Origin of the sequence: Streptomyces zhihengii, from assembly GCF_016919245.1 — a bacterium.
In the GTDB taxonomy this organism is placed as follows: Bacteria; Actinomycetota; Actinomycetes; order Streptomycetales; family Streptomycetaceae; genus Streptomyces; species Streptomyces zhihengii.
The window spans coordinates 2,812,748-2,827,888 of sequence record NZ_JAFEJA010000001.1; the positions used below are offsets into that span (position 1 = coordinate 2,812,748).

At 71.2% G+C, this 15,141-nt stretch carries 13 protein-coding genes; all 13 read right to left on the reverse strand.

Features of this window, described 5'->3' with window-relative positions; translation table 11 throughout:
• Nucleotides 1-39 precede the first annotated feature (39 nt).
• The 13 genes from atpB to thrC all read right to left on the reverse strand — a co-directional run bounded on the left by atpB (nucleotide 40) and on the right by thrC (nucleotide 15,141).
• Entirely contained in the window at nucleotides 40-858 is an 819-nt protein-coding gene (atpB, locus tag JE024_RS11455; protein ID WP_484600522.1) for a F0F1 ATP synthase subunit A, read from the reverse strand.
• A 226-nt stretch (nucleotides 859-1,084) separates the two neighbouring features.
• Nucleotides 1,085-1,522, reverse strand: coding sequence for a Cg1360 family ATP-synthase-associated protein (locus tag JE024_RS11460; RefSeq protein ID WP_205376499.1), 438 nt, complete (start codon nucleotides 1,520-1,522; stop codon nucleotides 1,085-1,087).
• A gap of 274 nt (nucleotides 1,523-1,796) precedes the next feature.
• The gene (locus JE024_RS11465) at nucleotides 1,797-3,176 is read right to left on the reverse strand and encodes an MraY family glycosyltransferase (RefSeq protein WP_205373485.1); all 1,380 of its coding nucleotides are present in this window, start codon (nucleotides 3,174-3,176) and stop codon (nucleotides 1,797-1,799) included.
• 99 nt (nucleotides 3,177-3,275) lie between these two features.
• Complete coding sequence (glyA, locus tag JE024_RS11470) at nucleotides 3,276-4,535, reverse strand: serine hydroxymethyltransferase (RefSeq protein ID WP_205373486.1); 1,260 nt, start codon at nucleotides 4,533-4,535, stop codon at nucleotides 3,276-3,278.
• A 597-nt stretch (nucleotides 4,536-5,132) separates the two neighbouring features.
• Nucleotides 5,133-5,780: an arsenate reductase/protein-tyrosine-phosphatase family protein gene (locus JE024_RS11475; RefSeq protein ID WP_205373487.1), complete on the reverse strand. Its 648-nt coding sequence runs from the start codon at nucleotides 5,778-5,780 to the stop codon at nucleotides 5,133-5,135.
• Nucleotides 5,777-6,424 carry an L-threonylcarbamoyladenylate synthase gene (locus tag JE024_RS11480; RefSeq protein ID WP_205373488.1) on the reverse strand — a complete coding sequence of 216 codons (648 nt, stop codon included), beginning with the start codon at nucleotides 6,422-6,424 and terminating at the stop codon, nucleotides 5,777-5,779. Before JE024_RS11480 ends, JE024_RS11475 begins: the two co-directional genes overlap by 4 nt.
• A 28-nt stretch (nucleotides 6,425-6,452) precedes the next feature.
• Nucleotides 6,453-7,298, reverse strand: coding sequence for a peptide chain release factor N(5)-glutamine methyltransferase (gene prmC, locus JE024_RS11485; RefSeq protein ID WP_205373489.1), 846 nt, complete (start codon nucleotides 7,296-7,298; stop codon nucleotides 6,453-6,455).
• 60 nt (nucleotides 7,299-7,358) lie between these two features.
• Entirely contained in the window at nucleotides 7,359-8,438 is a 1,080-nt protein-coding gene (gene prfA / locus JE024_RS11490; protein WP_205373490.1) for a peptide chain release factor 1, read from the reverse strand.
• 114 nt (nucleotides 8,439-8,552) lie between these two features.
• Nucleotides 8,553-8,774 (reverse strand): 50S ribosomal protein L31, encoded by a 222-nt coding sequence (rpmE, locus tag JE024_RS11495; RefSeq protein ID WP_147988138.1) that lies wholly within the window; start codon nucleotides 8,772-8,774, stop codon nucleotides 8,553-8,555.
• Between the two features lie 186 nt (nucleotides 8,775-8,960).
• The gene (locus tag JE024_RS11500) at nucleotides 8,961-10,094 is read right to left on the reverse strand and encodes an LCP family protein (RefSeq protein ID WP_205373491.1); all 1,134 of its coding nucleotides are present in this window, start codon (nucleotides 10,092-10,094) and stop codon (nucleotides 8,961-8,963) included.
• A gap of 272 nt (nucleotides 10,095-10,366) precedes the next feature.
• Nucleotides 10,367-12,406 carry a transcription termination factor Rho gene (gene rho, locus JE024_RS11505; protein ID WP_205373492.1) on the reverse strand — a complete coding sequence of 680 codons (2,040 nt, stop codon included), beginning with the start codon at nucleotides 12,404-12,406 and terminating at the stop codon, nucleotides 10,367-10,369.
• Nucleotides 12,407-12,800: 394 nt separating this feature from the next.
• Complete coding sequence (gene thrB, locus JE024_RS11510; protein ID WP_205373493.1) at nucleotides 12,801-13,721, reverse strand: homoserine kinase; 921 nt, start codon at nucleotides 13,719-13,721, stop codon at nucleotides 12,801-12,803.
• Nucleotides 13,722-14,070: 349 nt separating this feature from the next.
• Nucleotides 14,071-15,141 carry a threonine synthase gene (gene thrC / locus JE024_RS11515; RefSeq protein ID WP_205373494.1) on the reverse strand — a complete coding sequence of 357 codons (1,071 nt, stop codon included), beginning with the start codon at nucleotides 15,139-15,141 and terminating at the stop codon, nucleotides 14,071-14,073.

Below are 15,141 nucleotides of genomic sequence, written 5' to 3' on the forward strand. Positions count from 1 at the left end.
CCACCGGACGATTGGGGGTGGGTGCGGGCGTCAGGTGTCTCAGTGGTGCTCGGCGAGAGCGCCCTGGATGTAGGTGCAGGCCAGGAGGACGAAGACGTACGCCTGGACGGCCTGCACGAAGAGTTCGAAGACGATCATGGCCATGGTCATCACGAACGAGACGCCCGCGGCCGGGATCATGTAGCTGTTCAGCAGGTACCAGGAGGCGACGGTGAACATCACCAGCATCAGGTGACCGGCGAACATGTTGGCGAAGAGTCGCACGGCGTGCGTGAACGGCCGCACCAGCAGGTTCGAGAAGAACTCGATGAACGACACGAGCCACTTGATCGGGCCGAGCGACGGGTCGTAGCCGGTGATGTTCTTCCAACCGCCCACGAAACCGTGGCGCTTGAAGGTCAGCGACACCCAGATCACGTAGACGATCAGCGCCAGGACCGCGGGGTAGGCGATGATCGACGAGACCGGGAACTGCGCCAGCGGGATCACGGACCAGATGTTCATGATCCAGACGAAGAAGAAGATCGAGACCATCAGCGGGACGTACTTCTCGCCCTCCCGCTTGCCGAGCGTCTCGTAGACGATGCCGCGGCGGACGAAGTCGTAGCCCGCCTCACCGATCATCTGGAGCTTGCCCGGGACGACCTTGGCCTTCCCGAAAGCCATCGTGAAGAACGTGACGACGACGAGCGTGGTGATGAGCGCGAGCAGCATCACCTTGTTGAACTCGAAGCCGCCGACGGTGAAGATCGGCTTGAAGAGGAAGGAGTGCAGGCCCGGCGCCGGAAAGCCACAGCCGTTGTCGGCCAGGATGCGGCAGCTCCAGTCAAAGGCGAGCGTGGTCTGTTCAGCACTCACCGCGGGCTCCTTCGGCGTGACGCATGGGTTCGGCAACCTCGTTGTGTCGGAGCGGCGCGCAGCCGCGAGTCGGCACCGGACTGGTGTTTCGGATGTGGGGGCGGCCCTCAGGCATCAAAGCCTCGCGATCGAGCAGGCGTCAGCTCGGATGCCCGCGCCCGCAGTGCCGCAGTTGGCACCGGACGATAGCAGGGTCCCGAACGCTGCTTTATCCCGGCCCTACCTGTCACGACGACAGGCCCGTCTTCTCGCCCTTGCGGGTGTCGGAGGATTCGGGCTCGACGTAGAGAATCTTGGCCTTCATGAACGCGCGGGCCTGCGCCGCCACCCAGACCACCGTCGCGGCGACGATGGTCGCGGCGAACGCCTTGGGGTTGAACAGCGTGGTGTCCTTGAAGACGGCGACGAACACGAACAGCACGAGCAGCTGGGTCGTGTAGAGCATCAGCCCCATCGCCTGGAAGAGCTGCGGGAACTGCTTGGCAGTCCGCTGGAGGACGACGATGCCGCCCCCCATGAAGAGGATCACCACCAGCGTCGCGACGATCGCGCCCACCGCCCCCTTGCCGCCCGCGACCACGCCTGCGATCACGGCGGCGATCGCGCCGGCGGCAGCGGTGGGTACGACGGTCATGAGAAGTGAGCGTGCGTCGGTGGACGGCATGGCGGCAGCTCCGCTTGCTGGTGGGGGCAGTGGTGTCGTCATGGACGAGCGTAAGCCCGGTCCCGAGTTGGGCCTCGGGGGCCAACGGACCGTCGCACTACGGTCCTTCGGCTCTGTCTCCGGGTCTCGTGAACGGTATCACAAACTATTTGATGAGGTCTTTACCCGCAGGTGTGCCAACTCTCACACATGAGAGTGACACTGCGCGTGTGTGCACGACAACCATCGGTTTCGTCTGGTAAAGGGCGGAAATGCGCCCGCGGACCGGCGAACGTCAGCCGCGCGTACCGGCCTTCCGCCGGTCAGGAAGGCGCGAACGAGCGCCCAGCGCGGTCGCCCCGTTGACGCCGCCGACACCCACCCGCACCCGGGCGTACTCGTCCTCGTCGCCGTCCGTCCGCTCCGGGTGGCCGTCACCGGCCGCCCCGGACTCCTGCCGGGCGGTCCCGGCCGCCTCGTCCGCCGGCGACGGACGCCGGCCCTTGCGGCGGCGCCGGTAGCGCGGCGGCACGAACGACTCCGCCCAGCGCGGCGCCCGCGGCCGGAACCGCGGCAGCAGCAGGAGCACCAGACCCACCGCGCTCAGCCCCGCGATGGCCAGCACGATCCACATCGACGCCGAGTGCACCGAGTACGCGACGGTGCCGAAGGCGATCAGCGCCGACCAGAAGTACATGATCAGCACCGCGCGGCTGTGCGAGTGCCCGATCTCCAGCAGCCGGTGGTGGAGATGGCCGCGGTCGGCGGCGAACGGCGACTGGCCGCGCCAGGTCCTGCGCACGATGGCCAGTGCCAGGTCGGCCACCGGCAGCGCGGTGATGGTCAGCGGCAGCAGGAGCGGCATGAAGACCGGGAGCATCGCGTGGGTGGCCTCGCGCTCGCCGCCGACGAAGATGCCGAGACGGTCCGGGTCCACCTGGCCCGTGATGGAGATGGCGCCGGCCGCGAGCACCAGGCCGATCAGCATCGAACCGGAGTCGCCCATGAAGATCCGGGCGGGATGCATGTTGTGCGGCAGGAAGCCGAGGCACATGCCCATCAGGATCGCCGCGAACAGCGTCGCCGGGGCGGCCTCCTCGATCCCGTACCCGTACCAGAGGCGGTAGGCGTACATGAAGAAGGCGCCGGAGGTGATGCACACCATGCCGGCCGCGAGACCGTCCAGGCCGTCGACGAAGTTGACCGCGTTGATGGTGATGACGACCAGCGCCACCGTCAGCAGGTTGCCCTGCCAGGCGGTGAGCGAGACGGTGCCCACACCGGGCACGGGGATCCACAGGATCGTCAGACCCTGCGCCACCATCACACCGGCGGCGATCATCTGGCCGCCGAGCTTGATCAGGGCGTCGATCTCGAACTTGTCGTCGAGGACGCCGATCAGCCAGATCAGCGCCGCTCCGGAGAGCAGCGCCCGCGGCTCGTTCGACAGCTCGAAGACGTCGTTGAGGTGCGCCAGATGGTCCGCGACCAGCAGACCTGCGCACAGACCGCCGAACATGGCGATGCCGCCGAGCCGCGGTGTCGGTTCCCGGTGCACGTCACGCGCACGGATCTCCGGCATCGCGCCGGCTGCGATGGCGAACTTCCGCACCGGTCCGGTCAGCAGGTAAGTCACCGCTACCGTGACACAGAGCGTCAGCAGGTACTCGCGCACTGAATCCCCATGTGTTGGACGACGCGCCGTTCCATACCCTAGGACATACGACGAGCGGGAACGGCCGACGGTTGCACTGCGGATGAACGCCGGGTGGCCTCAGCGGCCGTACGCCGGGAAGCGTCCGGCCAGCTCGCGCACCCGCGCGGCCACCCCGTCCTCCTCGCGGATCGCTGCCGCGAACAGCTGCGCGATGCGGACCATCTCACGCTGCCCCATGCCCTGGGTGGTGACCGCCGCGGTGCCCAGCCGGATCCCCCGGCCGTCGCCGTAGGGCAGGGCGCAGGTGTCGAGCACGATGCCCGCGGCCGCGAGCCGTCCCCGGGCCGTCCGGCCGTCCACGCCCAGCGCGGCCGGGTCCGCACCCACGATGTGGGTGTCCGTACCGCCCGTGAGCACCGCGAGACCCTCGCCGGCCAGCGCGTCCGCGAGCTCCCGCGCGTTGGCGACCACCTGGTGGGCGTAGGAGGCGTACGCGGGCGTCGCCGCCTCCCCGAAGGCCACCGCCTTGGCCGCGATGGTGTGCATCTGCGCACCGCCCTGCGTGAACGGGAACACCGCGCGGTCGACCCGGTCGGCCAGTTCGCTCCCGCACAGGATCATCCCGCCGCGCGGCCCGCGCAGGACCTTGTGCGTGGTCGCGCACACGATGTCCGCGTACGGCACCGGGCTCGGCGCGGCCCCGCCCGCCACCAGCCCGATGGGGTGCGCGGCGTCAGCGATCAGATACGCGCCGACCTCGTCGGCGACCTCGCGGAAGGCGGCGTAGTCGGGGTGGCGCGGGTACGAGATCGAGCCGCAGACGATCGCCTTCGGGCGGTGGTGCCGGGCCAGGGTGCGGAGCTGGTGGTAGTCGACGAGCCCGGTCTCGGCGTCCACGCCGTACGCGACGAAGTCGAACCAGCGGCCGGAGAAGTTCGCCGGCGAACCGTGGGTGAGGTGCCCGCCGTACGCCAGCCCCATCGCCAGCACCGTGTCCCCGGGGCGCAGCAGGGCCGCGTAGGCGGCCAGCACCGCCGAGGACCCGGAATGGGGCTGCACATTGGCGTGCTCGGCCCCGAAGAGCGCCCTGGCCCGCTCCACGGCGAGGCGCTCGGCGGCGTCGGCGAACTCGCAGCCGCCGTGGTGCCGGGCGCCCGGGTAGCCCTCGGCGTACTTGTTCGCGAGCGGCGACCCGAGGGCGGCGAGTACGGCGGGCGAGGTGAAGTTCTCGGCGGCGATCATCTGGAGCGAGCCGGCCTGCCGCGCCGCCTCGCCGTACAGGATGTCGGCCGCCTGCGGGTCCTGCCGGCGCAGCGCCTCGAAGCCGGGGCTGTCGTCGACGACCGGTGCGGGGCGCGCTTCGTGTGTCACGGACATGACGGCTCCGGTGCTCGGGCCTGGGGGGCGGCCCCTCCAATGTAGAACCGGCCCCCCGTTTCCGCCCTGCGGGCACGTGCCGGCCCGTCCGGCACGGGGACGTCGTTTCTCGGCCCCCGGCGCGGGCTCCGGCACGGGGCCGCCGATGTCAGCCCGTCCGGCGTGGGGCTCCGGCACGGGGGCAACGTTTTCAGCCCGTCCGGCGATTGAGGACACCGCGCGCAGCGGGGTACCGCGACCACCGGCGGGCAGCCGGGTCCGTACGCGCGGCCGGGTCCGGCGGGGCAACCCAAACCCGTCCGGCCCGGGCTCGGAGCGGGGCCGCCGATGTCAGCCCGTCCGGCGTGGGGCTCCGGCACGGGGGCAACGTTTTCAGCCCGTCCGGCGATTGAGGACACCGCGCGCAGCGGGGTGCCGCGAACCACCGGCGGGCAGCCTGCCCCGTACGCGCGGCCGGGTCCGGCGGGGCTCCGCCCCGCACCCCGCGCCTCAAACGCCGGCGAGGCTGAGGTTGCCCGCCTGCACCGGCCCCACGCGGAAGCGACACACCCCACGGGCCGGGAGCCCGACCGCCCGCGACCGCCTCCGGCGGTCAGCTCAGACCTTGGGCGGCACGCCCGTCAGGGCGGTCACCACGGGGTCCAGCGCCTGGTGGATCTCGTCGCCGATGGAGCGGAAGAACGTGATCGGCGCCCCGTACGGATCGAACACCTCGTCCGCGTCCGGGCTCGGCGCCAGCAGCCACCCGCGGAGGGCCGCCGCCGCGCGCACCAGGGCGCGGGCGCGTTCCACGACGCCCTCGTGCGGGTCGGGCAGCGTGGTCGGGTCTATCGCCCGCACCAGGCGGGTGAACTCCTTCAGCGTGAAGGTCCGCAGCCCCGCCGAGTGCCCCATGGAGATCACCTGGGCCCGGTGGTCACGGGTCGCCGTGAGCACCAGGTCCGCGCGGATCACGTGCTCGTCCAGGAGCTCCCGCCCCATGAACCCGCTCGCGTCCGCGCCGAAGTCCGCGAGGACCACCTCGGCGTTGGCCTCCATCGGGGCGCCCTCGTGCCCCCAGGTGCCGGCGCTCTCCACGATCAGGCCGCCCGTGAGGGGATCGCCGAGGCGGTCGCTCAGGGCATGGCGGGTCAGCCGCTCGGTGATCGGCGAGCGGCAGACGTTGCCGGTGCTGACGTGGAGGATGCGGAAGGTCGGTCCCGTACTGCTGGTCTCCGCTATGCCACGCCCCTGCGGGGCGGTCAATTGGCCACCTCGAGGTCGGGTACCACCTTGCGCAGCTCGTCGGCCGTCAGGGCGCCCTCACGCAGCAGCACGGGCACCTTGCCGGTGACGTCGACGATCGAGGACGGCACGATCCCGGGGGTCGGCCCGCCGTCCAGGTAGACGGAGACCGAGTCCCCGAGCATCTCCTGGGCCGCGTCGCAGTCCTCGGGAGAGGGGTGTCCCGTGAGGTTGGCGCTGGAGACCGCCATCGGGCCGGTCTCGGTGAGCAGCTCGATGGCGACCGGGTGCAGCGGCATCCGGATCGCGACGGTGCCGCGGGTGTCCCCGAGGTCCCACTGGAGCGACGGCTGGTGCTTGGTGACCAGCGTCAGCGCGCCCGGCCAGAAGGCGTCGACGAGCTCCCACGCCTGCTCGGAGAAGTCCGTGACCAGGCCGTGCAGGGTGTTGGGCGAGCCGATGAGGACGGGGGTGGGCATGTTGCGGCCGCGCCCCTTGGCGTCCAGCAGGTCGGCGACGGCCTCCGCGGTGAAGGCGTCCGCACCGATGCCGTAGACGGTGTCGGTGGGCAGCACGACGAGCTCTCCGCGCCGGACGGCCGATGCGGCTTCGCGCAGGCCGGTGGCGCGGTCCGTAGCGTCGTTGCAGTCGTATCGCCGAGCCATCAGCGGGCCTCCTGGTACACGTGCTTCGTCATGGCATCGCCTTGCGTGCGGTCGCGAACCGCGGCCGCCTGTTCAGATCGGGGTGGTCGGCCGCGTCCGCCCAGCCGGATTCTTCGCTGAAGATCCACGGCACCTGGCCGCCCTGGGTGTCCGCGTGCTCGACGACGACGAGGCCGCCCGGCCTCAGCAGCCGGTGCGCGGTCCGCTCGATGCCGCGGATGGTGTCGAGGCCGTCCTCGCCGGAGAACAGCGCCATCTGCGGGTCGTGGTCGCGCGCCTCGGGCGCGACGTACTCCCACTCGGTGAGCGGGATGTACGGGGGGTTGGAGATGACGAGGTCGACCTGTCCGTCGAGCTCGGGCAGGGCCCCGAGGGCGTCGCCCTGGTGGACGGTGACCCGGGAGCCCTCGGCGTTGCGCCGGGTCCACTTCAGGGCGTCCTCGGACAGCTCCACGGCGTGCACCCGCGAGCGGGGCACCTCCTGCGCCATGGCGAGCGCGATGGCGCCGGAGCCGGTGCACAGGTCGACGATGAGCGGCTCGACGACGTCCATGGCCCGGACGGCCTCTATGGCCCAGCCGACCACGGACTCCGTCTCGGGCCGGGGCACGAAGACGCCGGGGCCGACTTCGAGCTCCAGGTAACGGAAGAACGCCCGTCCGGTGATGTGCTGGAGCGGCTCGCGCGCCTCGCGGCGCGCGACGGCCTCCCAGTAACGGGCGTCGAAGTCGGTGTCCTTGACGTTGTGGAGCTCCCCCCGCTTCACACCGTGCACGAACGCGGCGAGCTCCTCCGCGTCGAAGCGCGGCGACGGCACGCCGGCGTCGGCCAGCCGCTGGGTGGCCTGGGCCACCTCGGCAAGCAGCAGGTTCACGCTGGTCCTCCGGTGCAGATGCGGTGCGGGTGCGGGTGGTGCGGTCGGGGCCGCCGCGGGTTACTGCGCGGCGGCGAGCTTGGCGGCCGAGTCGGCGTCGACGCACGCCTGGATCACCGCGTCGAGGTCGCCGTCGAGGACCTGGTCCAAGTTGTACGCCTTGAAGCCCACCCGGTGGTCCGAGATCCGGTTTTCCGGGAAGTTGTACGTCCGGATCTTCTCGGACCGGTCCACCGTGCGGACCTGGCTGCGGCGCGCGTCCGCGGCCTCCTTCTCGGCCTCCTCCTGCGCGGCGGCGAGCAGCCTGGAGCGCAGGATACGCATCGCCTGCTCCTTGTTCTGGAGCTGGCTCTTCTCGTTCTGGCAGGAGGCGACGATGCCGGTCGGCAGGTGGGTGATGCGCACCGCGGAGTCGGTGGTGTTGACGGACTGGCCGCCGGGCCCGGAGGAGCGGTAGACGTCGATGCGCAGGTCGTTGGCGTGGATCTCGACGTCGATCTCCTCGGCCTCGGGCGTGACCAGCACACCGGCGGCGGAGGTGTGGATGCGGCCCTGGGACTCGGTCGCGGGCACCCGCTGCACGCGGTGCACCCCGCCCTCGTACTTCAGGCGCGCCCAGACGCCCTGGCCGGGCTCGGTGGCGCCCTGGCCGCCCTTGGTCTTCACCGCGACCTGGACGTCCTTGTAGCCGCCGAGTTCGGACTCGGTGGCGTCGATGATCTCGGTCTTCCAGCCCACGCGCTCCGCGTACCGCAGGTACATGCGCAGCAGGTCGCCCGCGAAGAGGGCGGACTCGTCGCCGCCGGCGCCGGCCTTGACCTCGAGGATGACGTCCTTGTCGTCGCTGGGGTCGCGCGGGACCAGGAGCAGCCGCAGCTTCTCGGTGATCTCCTCGCGCTGCTTCTCCAGCACCTTCACCTCGGCGGCGAAGTCCGGGTCGTCCGCGCCCAGTTCACGGGCGGTGTCGATGTCCTCACCGGTCTGCTTCCAGGAGCGGTACGTGCCGACGATGGGCGTCAGCTCGGCGTAGCGCTTGTTCAGCTTGCGCGCGTTCGCCTGGTCGGCGTGGACCGAAGGGTCGGCGAGCTTCTTCTCGAGATCGGCGTGCTCGCCGATCAGTTCCTCGACCGCCTCGAACATGCGGGGGCTCCTGGTTTCCGTGACGCTGACGCGAAGGGGGCTGCTGCTCAGAACGGACAAAGCGCCGGTCCCGGCCCCCCGGACGGGGCGGCCGAGGACCGGCGCAGTGGCTCGCTACTTCTTGGAGCCGGCAGCCTTGCCGAAGCGGGCCTCGAAGCGGGCCACACGGCCACCGGTGTCGAGGATCTTCTGCTTGCCCGTGTAGAACGGGTGGCACTCGGAGCAGACCTCGGCACGGATGGTGCCGCCGTCGATCGTGCTGCGGGTGGTGAACGACGCGCCGCAGGTGCAGCTGACCTGGGTCTCGACGTACTCGGGGTGGATGTCGCGCTTCAAGGTGTCTCCTAGGTTCCGGAGGGCTCCGGGTCGCACGCGCGGGATGCGGGTGCGTGAACCGGGGCCGACGTACCAGTCTGCCAGGACCGGCCGTATCTCCCAAAACCGGGGTGGCCCCCCAGGTATTCCCCGGGGGCCGCGGGGGTAGGGGGATTCGTTACGGCCGCGTGCCGGACGGGCGGGGTGTCACGTTCCGTTCCCGGCCGGCGACGCTCCGGCCACCACGTCCGCCGCCTCGCCCTTGTCGCCGGCGGAGTCCTCCAGGGCCGCGGCCGGGATCGGCCGGTCCTGCTTGAGGGCGCGCCACACCTGCGCGGCGTCCGCCTCGACGGGGACGACCCGGTTGGGGTCCTGGGGGTCGTAGCGGACGGGCATGGTGACCATGTGGACGTCCTCGGAGCCGAGCGAGCCGAGGCTGCGGGCGAAGCCGGTGAGCTCGTTCACGGAGTCGAGTTCCGAGTCCGGGGTGATCGCCTTGGTCGCGGCGTCGGCGAGGTCCAGCATCTTCTTCGGGTTGCCGAACACACCGACGTCCCTGACCTGGTCGACGAGCGCCTTGATGAACGCCTGCTGGAGCTGGATGCGGCCGAGGTCGCTGCCGTCGCCGACGCTCTTGCGGGTGCGCACCAGGCCGAGGGCCTGCTCGCCGTCGAGGGTGTGGGTGCCCGGTTCGAGGGCGAGGTGGCTCTTGGAGTCGTCGATGCGCTCGGTGGTGGTGATGTCCACACCGCCGAGTTCGTCGATCAGCTTCTTGAAGCCGTCGAAGTCGATCTCCAGGTAGTGGTCCATGCGGATGCCCGACATGGCCTCGACGGTCTTGACCGCGCAGGCCGGGCCGCCGGCCTCGTAGGCGGTGTTGAACATGGCCCGCCGGGCGCCGGGGGCGTCGGAGCCGTCGGCGTGCGTGCAGTCGGGGCGTTCGATCAGGGTGTCGCGCGGGATGGACACCACCGACGCCTTCTTGTGGCCCTGGTGGACGTGGACGACCATCGCGGTGTCGGAGCGGGCGCCGCCCTCGTCCTTCCCGTAGGCGGAGTTGGCGCCGGACCGGGAGTCGGAGCCGAGGACGAGGATGTCCATGGAGCCGTCGTCGAGGTTCTTGGGCCGCTCGGTGCCGAGGGCCTGGTTGATGTCGACGCCGTCGAGGTTGCCGTTGACCTTGAAGTAGACGTAACCGAGGCCGGAGCCGCCGGCGAGCAGCAGGGCCGCGGCCGACCAGGCGGTGACCGTCCAGGCCCGGCGGGCGGCGGACGGCGGCTTCCGCCGTGCGCCGCCGCCGCGTATTCGGCCGCCGCTCTTCGTGCTGCTCTGCTCGGTCATGCTCTCCTCGGCTCTGTCGGGGCCCCCGTCCGCGCCGGGCGCCGGCGGGCCGGACGCGGCGGTCCGGCACATGTCCGTCTTTCCGGGGGACGGTGAAGCATCCCTCAGGGTTGCACGGGCGTCTGAGATCCCCCTGAGAACGACGTGTGCCCACCACGCGGGCGTGGTGGGCACAGGAGCGAGCGGTCTCCCCGTCTCCACCAGGCGGTTCACCGGTGGCCGGGAGAGCGCCGGGGACCCGCGGACGGGCCCCCGGCTGTGGTGAAGCTCTCTCAGTCGTTGTTGTTGCCGGCCGACGGAGTCGTCTTCTGGATCTGCAGAAGGAACTCGCCGTTCGACTTCGTCTGCTTCATCTTGTCCAGGAGCAGCTCGATGGCCTGCTGCTGGTCGAGGGCGTGCAGCACACGGCGCAGCTTCCAGGTGACCGCCAGCTCGTCGCTGCCGAGCAGGATCTCCTCCTTGCGGGTGCCGGACGCGTCGACGTCCACCGCGGGGAAGATGCGCTTGTCGGCGAGCTTGCGGTCGAGCTTGAGCTCCATGTTGCCGGTGCCCTTGAACTCCTCGAAGATCACCTCGTCCATGCGCGAGCCGGTGTCGACCAGCGCGGTGGCCAGGATGGTCAGCGAGCCGCCGTCCTCGATGTTGCGCGCGGCACCGAAGAAGCGCTTCGGGGGGTAGAGCGCGGTCGAGTCGACACCACCGGACAGGATGCGGCCGGAGGCCGGCGCCGCCAGGTTGTAGGCGCGGCCCAGGCGGGTGATCGAGTCCAGCAGGACGACCACGTCGTGACCCAGCTCGACGAGGCGCTTGGCGCGCTCGATGGCCAGCTCGGCGACGGTGGTGTGGTCCTCGGCGGGACGGTCGAAGGTCGAGGAGATGACCTCGCCCTTGACCGACCGCTGCATGTCGGTCACCTCTTCGGGACGCTCGTCGACGAGGACGACCATCAGGTGGCACTCGGGGTTGTTGTGCGTGATCGCGTTGGCGACGGCCTGCATGATCATGGTCTTGCCGGTCTTCGGCGGGGCCACGATCAGACCGCGCTGGCCCTTGCCGATCGGCGACACGAGGTCGATGATCCGCGTGGTCAGCACGCCCGGGTCGGTCTCCAGACGGAGCCGGTCCTGCGGGTAGAGCGGCGTCAGCTTGTTGAACTCCGGGCGGCCGCGGCCGGATTCGGGCGCGGCGGCGTTGACGGAGTCCAGGCGCACCAGCGCGTTGAACTTCTCGCGGCGCTCGCCGTCCTTCGGCTGGCGCACGGCACCGGTGACGTGGTCGCCCTTGCGCAGGCCGTTCTTGCGGACCTGGGCGAGGGAGACGTACACGTCGTTCGGGCCGGGCAGGTAGCCCGAGGTCCGGATGAACGCGTAGTTGTCGAGGATGTCCAGGATGCCCGCGACGGGGATCAGGACGTCGTCGTCGGAGACCTGCGGCTCGCCGCCGCCGGCGAAGTCCTCGCGGCCACGGCGCCCGCGGCGGTCGCGGTAGCGTCCGCGCCGTCCGCGGCGGCCGCTGCCGTCGTCGTCGAAGTCGTCCTGCGGACCGCCGCCGCCCTGCTGGCCCTGCTGGCCGCCCTGGCGCTGCTGGCGCTGTCCGCCCTGCGGCTGGTCGTCGCCCTTGCCGCGGCGGTCGCGCTGACGGTCGCGGCGCTCACCGCGCTCCCCGCGCTCGCCGCGCTGACCGCGGTCCTGGCGGTCGCGGCGGCCCTCGCCGTCCTGGCCGGCGACGGCGGACTCGGCCTTGGCGTCGGTACCCGCCTCCGGCTTGGTCTCGGTCTTCACGTCGACGGCGGTGTCGGTGCGGGACTCGGTACGGCTCTCCGGGGAGCCCGCCTGCGCGGTGGCGCGGCGGCGGCGGCGCTCACCGGCCGGCTGGTCTTCCGCGGGCTGGGAGGCCCCGCCGGCGGGCTGACCGGGAATGTCGATCTGCTGCTGGGCGACGGCCTTCTCGGCCTTGTCGGCCTTGGCGGACTTCTCCGCGGCAGGGGCGGCTTCCTCACCCGTACGGGCCTTGGAGGTGGCGCGGCGCTTCGGCTTCGCCGGGGCATCGGCGTCGGCGGGCTTGGCCGCGGAGGAACCCCCGGCCTGCGCCTCCTTGATGACCTCGATCAGCTGGCTCTTGCGCATCCGCGCAGTGCCCCTGATGCCGAGGCCGGACGCGACCTGCTGCAGCTCGGCCAGGACCATGCCCTCGAGGCCGGTGCCGGAGCGGCGGCGCCGTGTGGTGGTGCCGGAGGCGGCACCTTCGGCGGGCGCGGCGGTGTCGACGTTGTTGTCGGCAGTAACGCCCATCAGATCGGTGGTGTCGCTCACGAAGGGTCCTTCCCTGGAGCGGACGTCGGCCTTCTGGCTCGGCGACCGGTTGTGCTGTCCGACGGCGGGTCCCGGGGTACGGACCGTGTCGGAGCGGTGGTCCCGCCGGTGCAGATCAACGGCGGAGAGATATACATGCAATGACGTGCAAGGCCCGGCCCGATGACCCCCTGCTCGACCCACTCCTGGCTGAGCGAGGGGTGTCGTGCCGGTTCCGGAGCGTGCTCGACGCTGCTCAGGCAGGCTGCTCAGGCAGTGTGGGAGGCTCTCGGAAGAATGGTCGTCCCGATACGGGACGCGCAGCACCGCGCCGCTTCGACGACGGTTGCAGACTTGAGGTTAACACTACCGGCTCCAACAAACATTCCCCCTCTCACTCACCGGCAATCGTCGATCACTGCGGGGACAGCGGCAGAACGCTCGCCCCCGCCGCGTCGAAGGCGAGCCGGTTCGCGGCCCAGCCCTCGCCCGCCAGCAGCGCGACCTTGTCGGCCGTGCCGTCCTCGGCCAGTGCGAGGACCGTGGGGCCCGCACCGGAGATGACCGCGGGGACGCCGTCGGCGCGCAGTCGGTTGACGAGCGCGATGCTCTCGGGCATCGCGGGAGCGCGGTACTCCTGGTGGAGACGGTCCTCGGTGGCCGGGAGCAGCAGCTCGGGACGCCTGGTCAGAGCCTCGACGAGGAGTGCGGAGCGGCCCGCGTTGGCGGCGGCGTCGACATGCGGGACGGTGCGCGGCAGCAGGCCGCGGGCCGTCTCGGTGAGCACCGGCCTGCCGGGCACGAAGACCACCGGAACGACGGAGTCGGCCGGGTCCATCCTGATCGCCCGGGCGGCGCCGGCCTCGGTCCAGGCGAGGGTGAAACCGCCGAGGAGACAGGCGGCCACGTTGTCGGGGTGACCCTCGATCTCGGTCGCCAGTTCCAGCAGCGCCGCGTCGTCGAGACGGGCGTCGCCGCCTATCGTGACCGCGCGGGCGGCGACGATGCCGGCGCAGATGGCGGCGGACGACGAGCCGAGACCGCGGCCGTGCGGGATGCGGTTGGCGCAGACGACCTCCAGGCCGCGCGGCTGTCCGCCGAGCAGGTCGAAGGCCGTGCGCAGGGCGCGCACCAGCAGGTGGTTCTCGTCGCGCGGGAGGGTGTCGCCACCCTCACCCGCGATGTCGATGTGCAGACCGGAATCCGCGACCCGCACGACGACGTCGTCGTACAGGCCGAGCGACAGCCCGAGGGCGTCGAAGCCCGGACCGAGATTGGCGCTGGTGGCGGGGACGCGCACCCGGACGGCGGCGGCGCGGAACGCTGGACCGGCCATCGCTCGACGTTTCTCCTTGGTTCTGAACTGTGGGGATGTACGAGATCTTCCGAGAGGTACGAAGACCCGGACCCGTGGCGGCAACGGCGGCGGCAACCGCAGGGCATATGCGGCGGACGGGTTCGGGTACAGCCTATCGAAGGAAGGTTCACCTGCGACATAGGGCGCACAGGAGGCGCACGATGCGTGTCGCGGGCCCGCCCGTGCACCCCGCGCCCGGTGTTGTCCCGGTTGCCCGGACATTTCCGTACGCGCGTACCTCCGGCATGTGCCACAGGGCAACGAGGGGGCGGGCGACGGCCCTTGGGCCGTACCGGCGCGACGGCCGGTACGGCTCCAGCGGCATGCGTCAGGCGAGACCGAGGCGCTCGGCCGCCGCGTCGGCGTCGACCGGGACGGTGACCGGCTGCGGTGCGCCGGCGACCGCCCAGTCGGGGTCCTTGAGCCCGTTGCCGGTGACGGTGCAGACGATCCGCTGCCCCGGGTCGACCTTGCCCTGCTCGGCCGCCTTCAGCAGACCGGCGACCGAGGCGGCCGACGCGGGCTCGACGAAGACGCCCTCCTGCGAGGCCAACAGACGGTAGGCGCGCAGGATCTCACGGTCCGTCACCTCGTCGATGAAGCCGCCGGACTCCTCGCGCGCGGCCAGCGCCTGCGTCCAGGACGCCGGGTTGCCGATGCGGATCGCGGTGGCGATCGTCGACGGGTCCTTGACGACCTCGCCGCGCACGATCGGCGCCGAGCCGGACGCCTGGAAACCCCACATCCGGGGCTTGCGGCCGGACATGCCGTCCGCCGCGTACTCCGTGTACCCCTTCCAGTACGCCGTGATGTTGCCGGCGTTGCCGACGGGCAGCACATGGATGTCGGGCGCGTCGCCGAGGGCGTCGACGATCTCGAAGGAGGCCGTCTTCTGGCCCTCGATGCGGTACGGGTTGACCGAATTGACCAGCGCCACCGGGTAGTTCTCCGACAGGCTGCGGGCGAGGTTCAGGCAGTCGTCGAAGTTGCCGTCGACCTGCAGGATGCGCGAGCCGTAGACCAGGGCCTGACCCATCTTGCCGAGCGCGATCTTGCCCTGCGGCACGAGGACCGCGCAGACCATGCCCGCGCGCACCGCGTACGCGGCGGCGGAGGCGGAGGTGTTGCCGGTGGAGGCGCAGATGACGGCCTGCGCGCCCTCCTCCTTCGCCCGGGTGATCGCCATCGTCATGCCGCGGTCCTTGAAGGACCCGGTGGGGTTGGCGCCCTCGACCTTGAGATGCACCTCGCAGCCCGTGCGCTCGGAGAGGACCTGCGCCGGGACGAGCGGCGTGCCACCCTCACGGAGCGTGACGACCGGCGTCGTGTCCGTGACCGGAAGGCGGTCCCGGTACTCCTCGATGATGCCGCGCCACTGGTGGGTGCCGTTCTGGGTCAT

Excerpts from the sequence above, each read along its gene's own strand:
- thrC (WP_205373494.1), bottom strand. The coding sequence starts at position 15,141 with ATGACCCAGAACGGCACCCACCAGTGGCGCGGCATCATCGAGGAGTAC.
- thrB (WP_205373493.1), bottom strand. The coding sequence starts at position 13,721 with ATGGCCGGTCCAGCGTTCCGCGCCGCCGCCGTCCGGGTGCGCGTCCCC.
- prfA (WP_205373490.1), bottom strand. The coding sequence starts at position 8,438 with ATGTTCGAGGCGGTCGAGGAACTGATCGGCGAGCACGCCGATCTCGAG.
- JE024_RS11460 (WP_205376499.1), bottom strand. The coding sequence starts at position 1,522 with ATGCCGTCCACCGACGCACGCTCACTTCTCATGACCGTCGTACCCACC.
- JE024_RS11500 (WP_205373491.1), bottom strand. The coding sequence starts at position 10,094 with ATGACCGAGCAGAGCAGCACGAAGAGCGGCGGCCGAATACGCGGCGGC.
- JE024_RS11480 (WP_205373488.1), bottom strand. The coding sequence starts at position 6,424 with ATGGCTCGGCGATACGACTGCAACGACGCTACGGACCGCGCCACCGGC.
- glyA (WP_205373486.1), bottom strand. The coding sequence starts at position 4,535 with ATGTCCGTGACACACGAAGCGCGCCCCGCACCGGTCGTCGACGACAGC.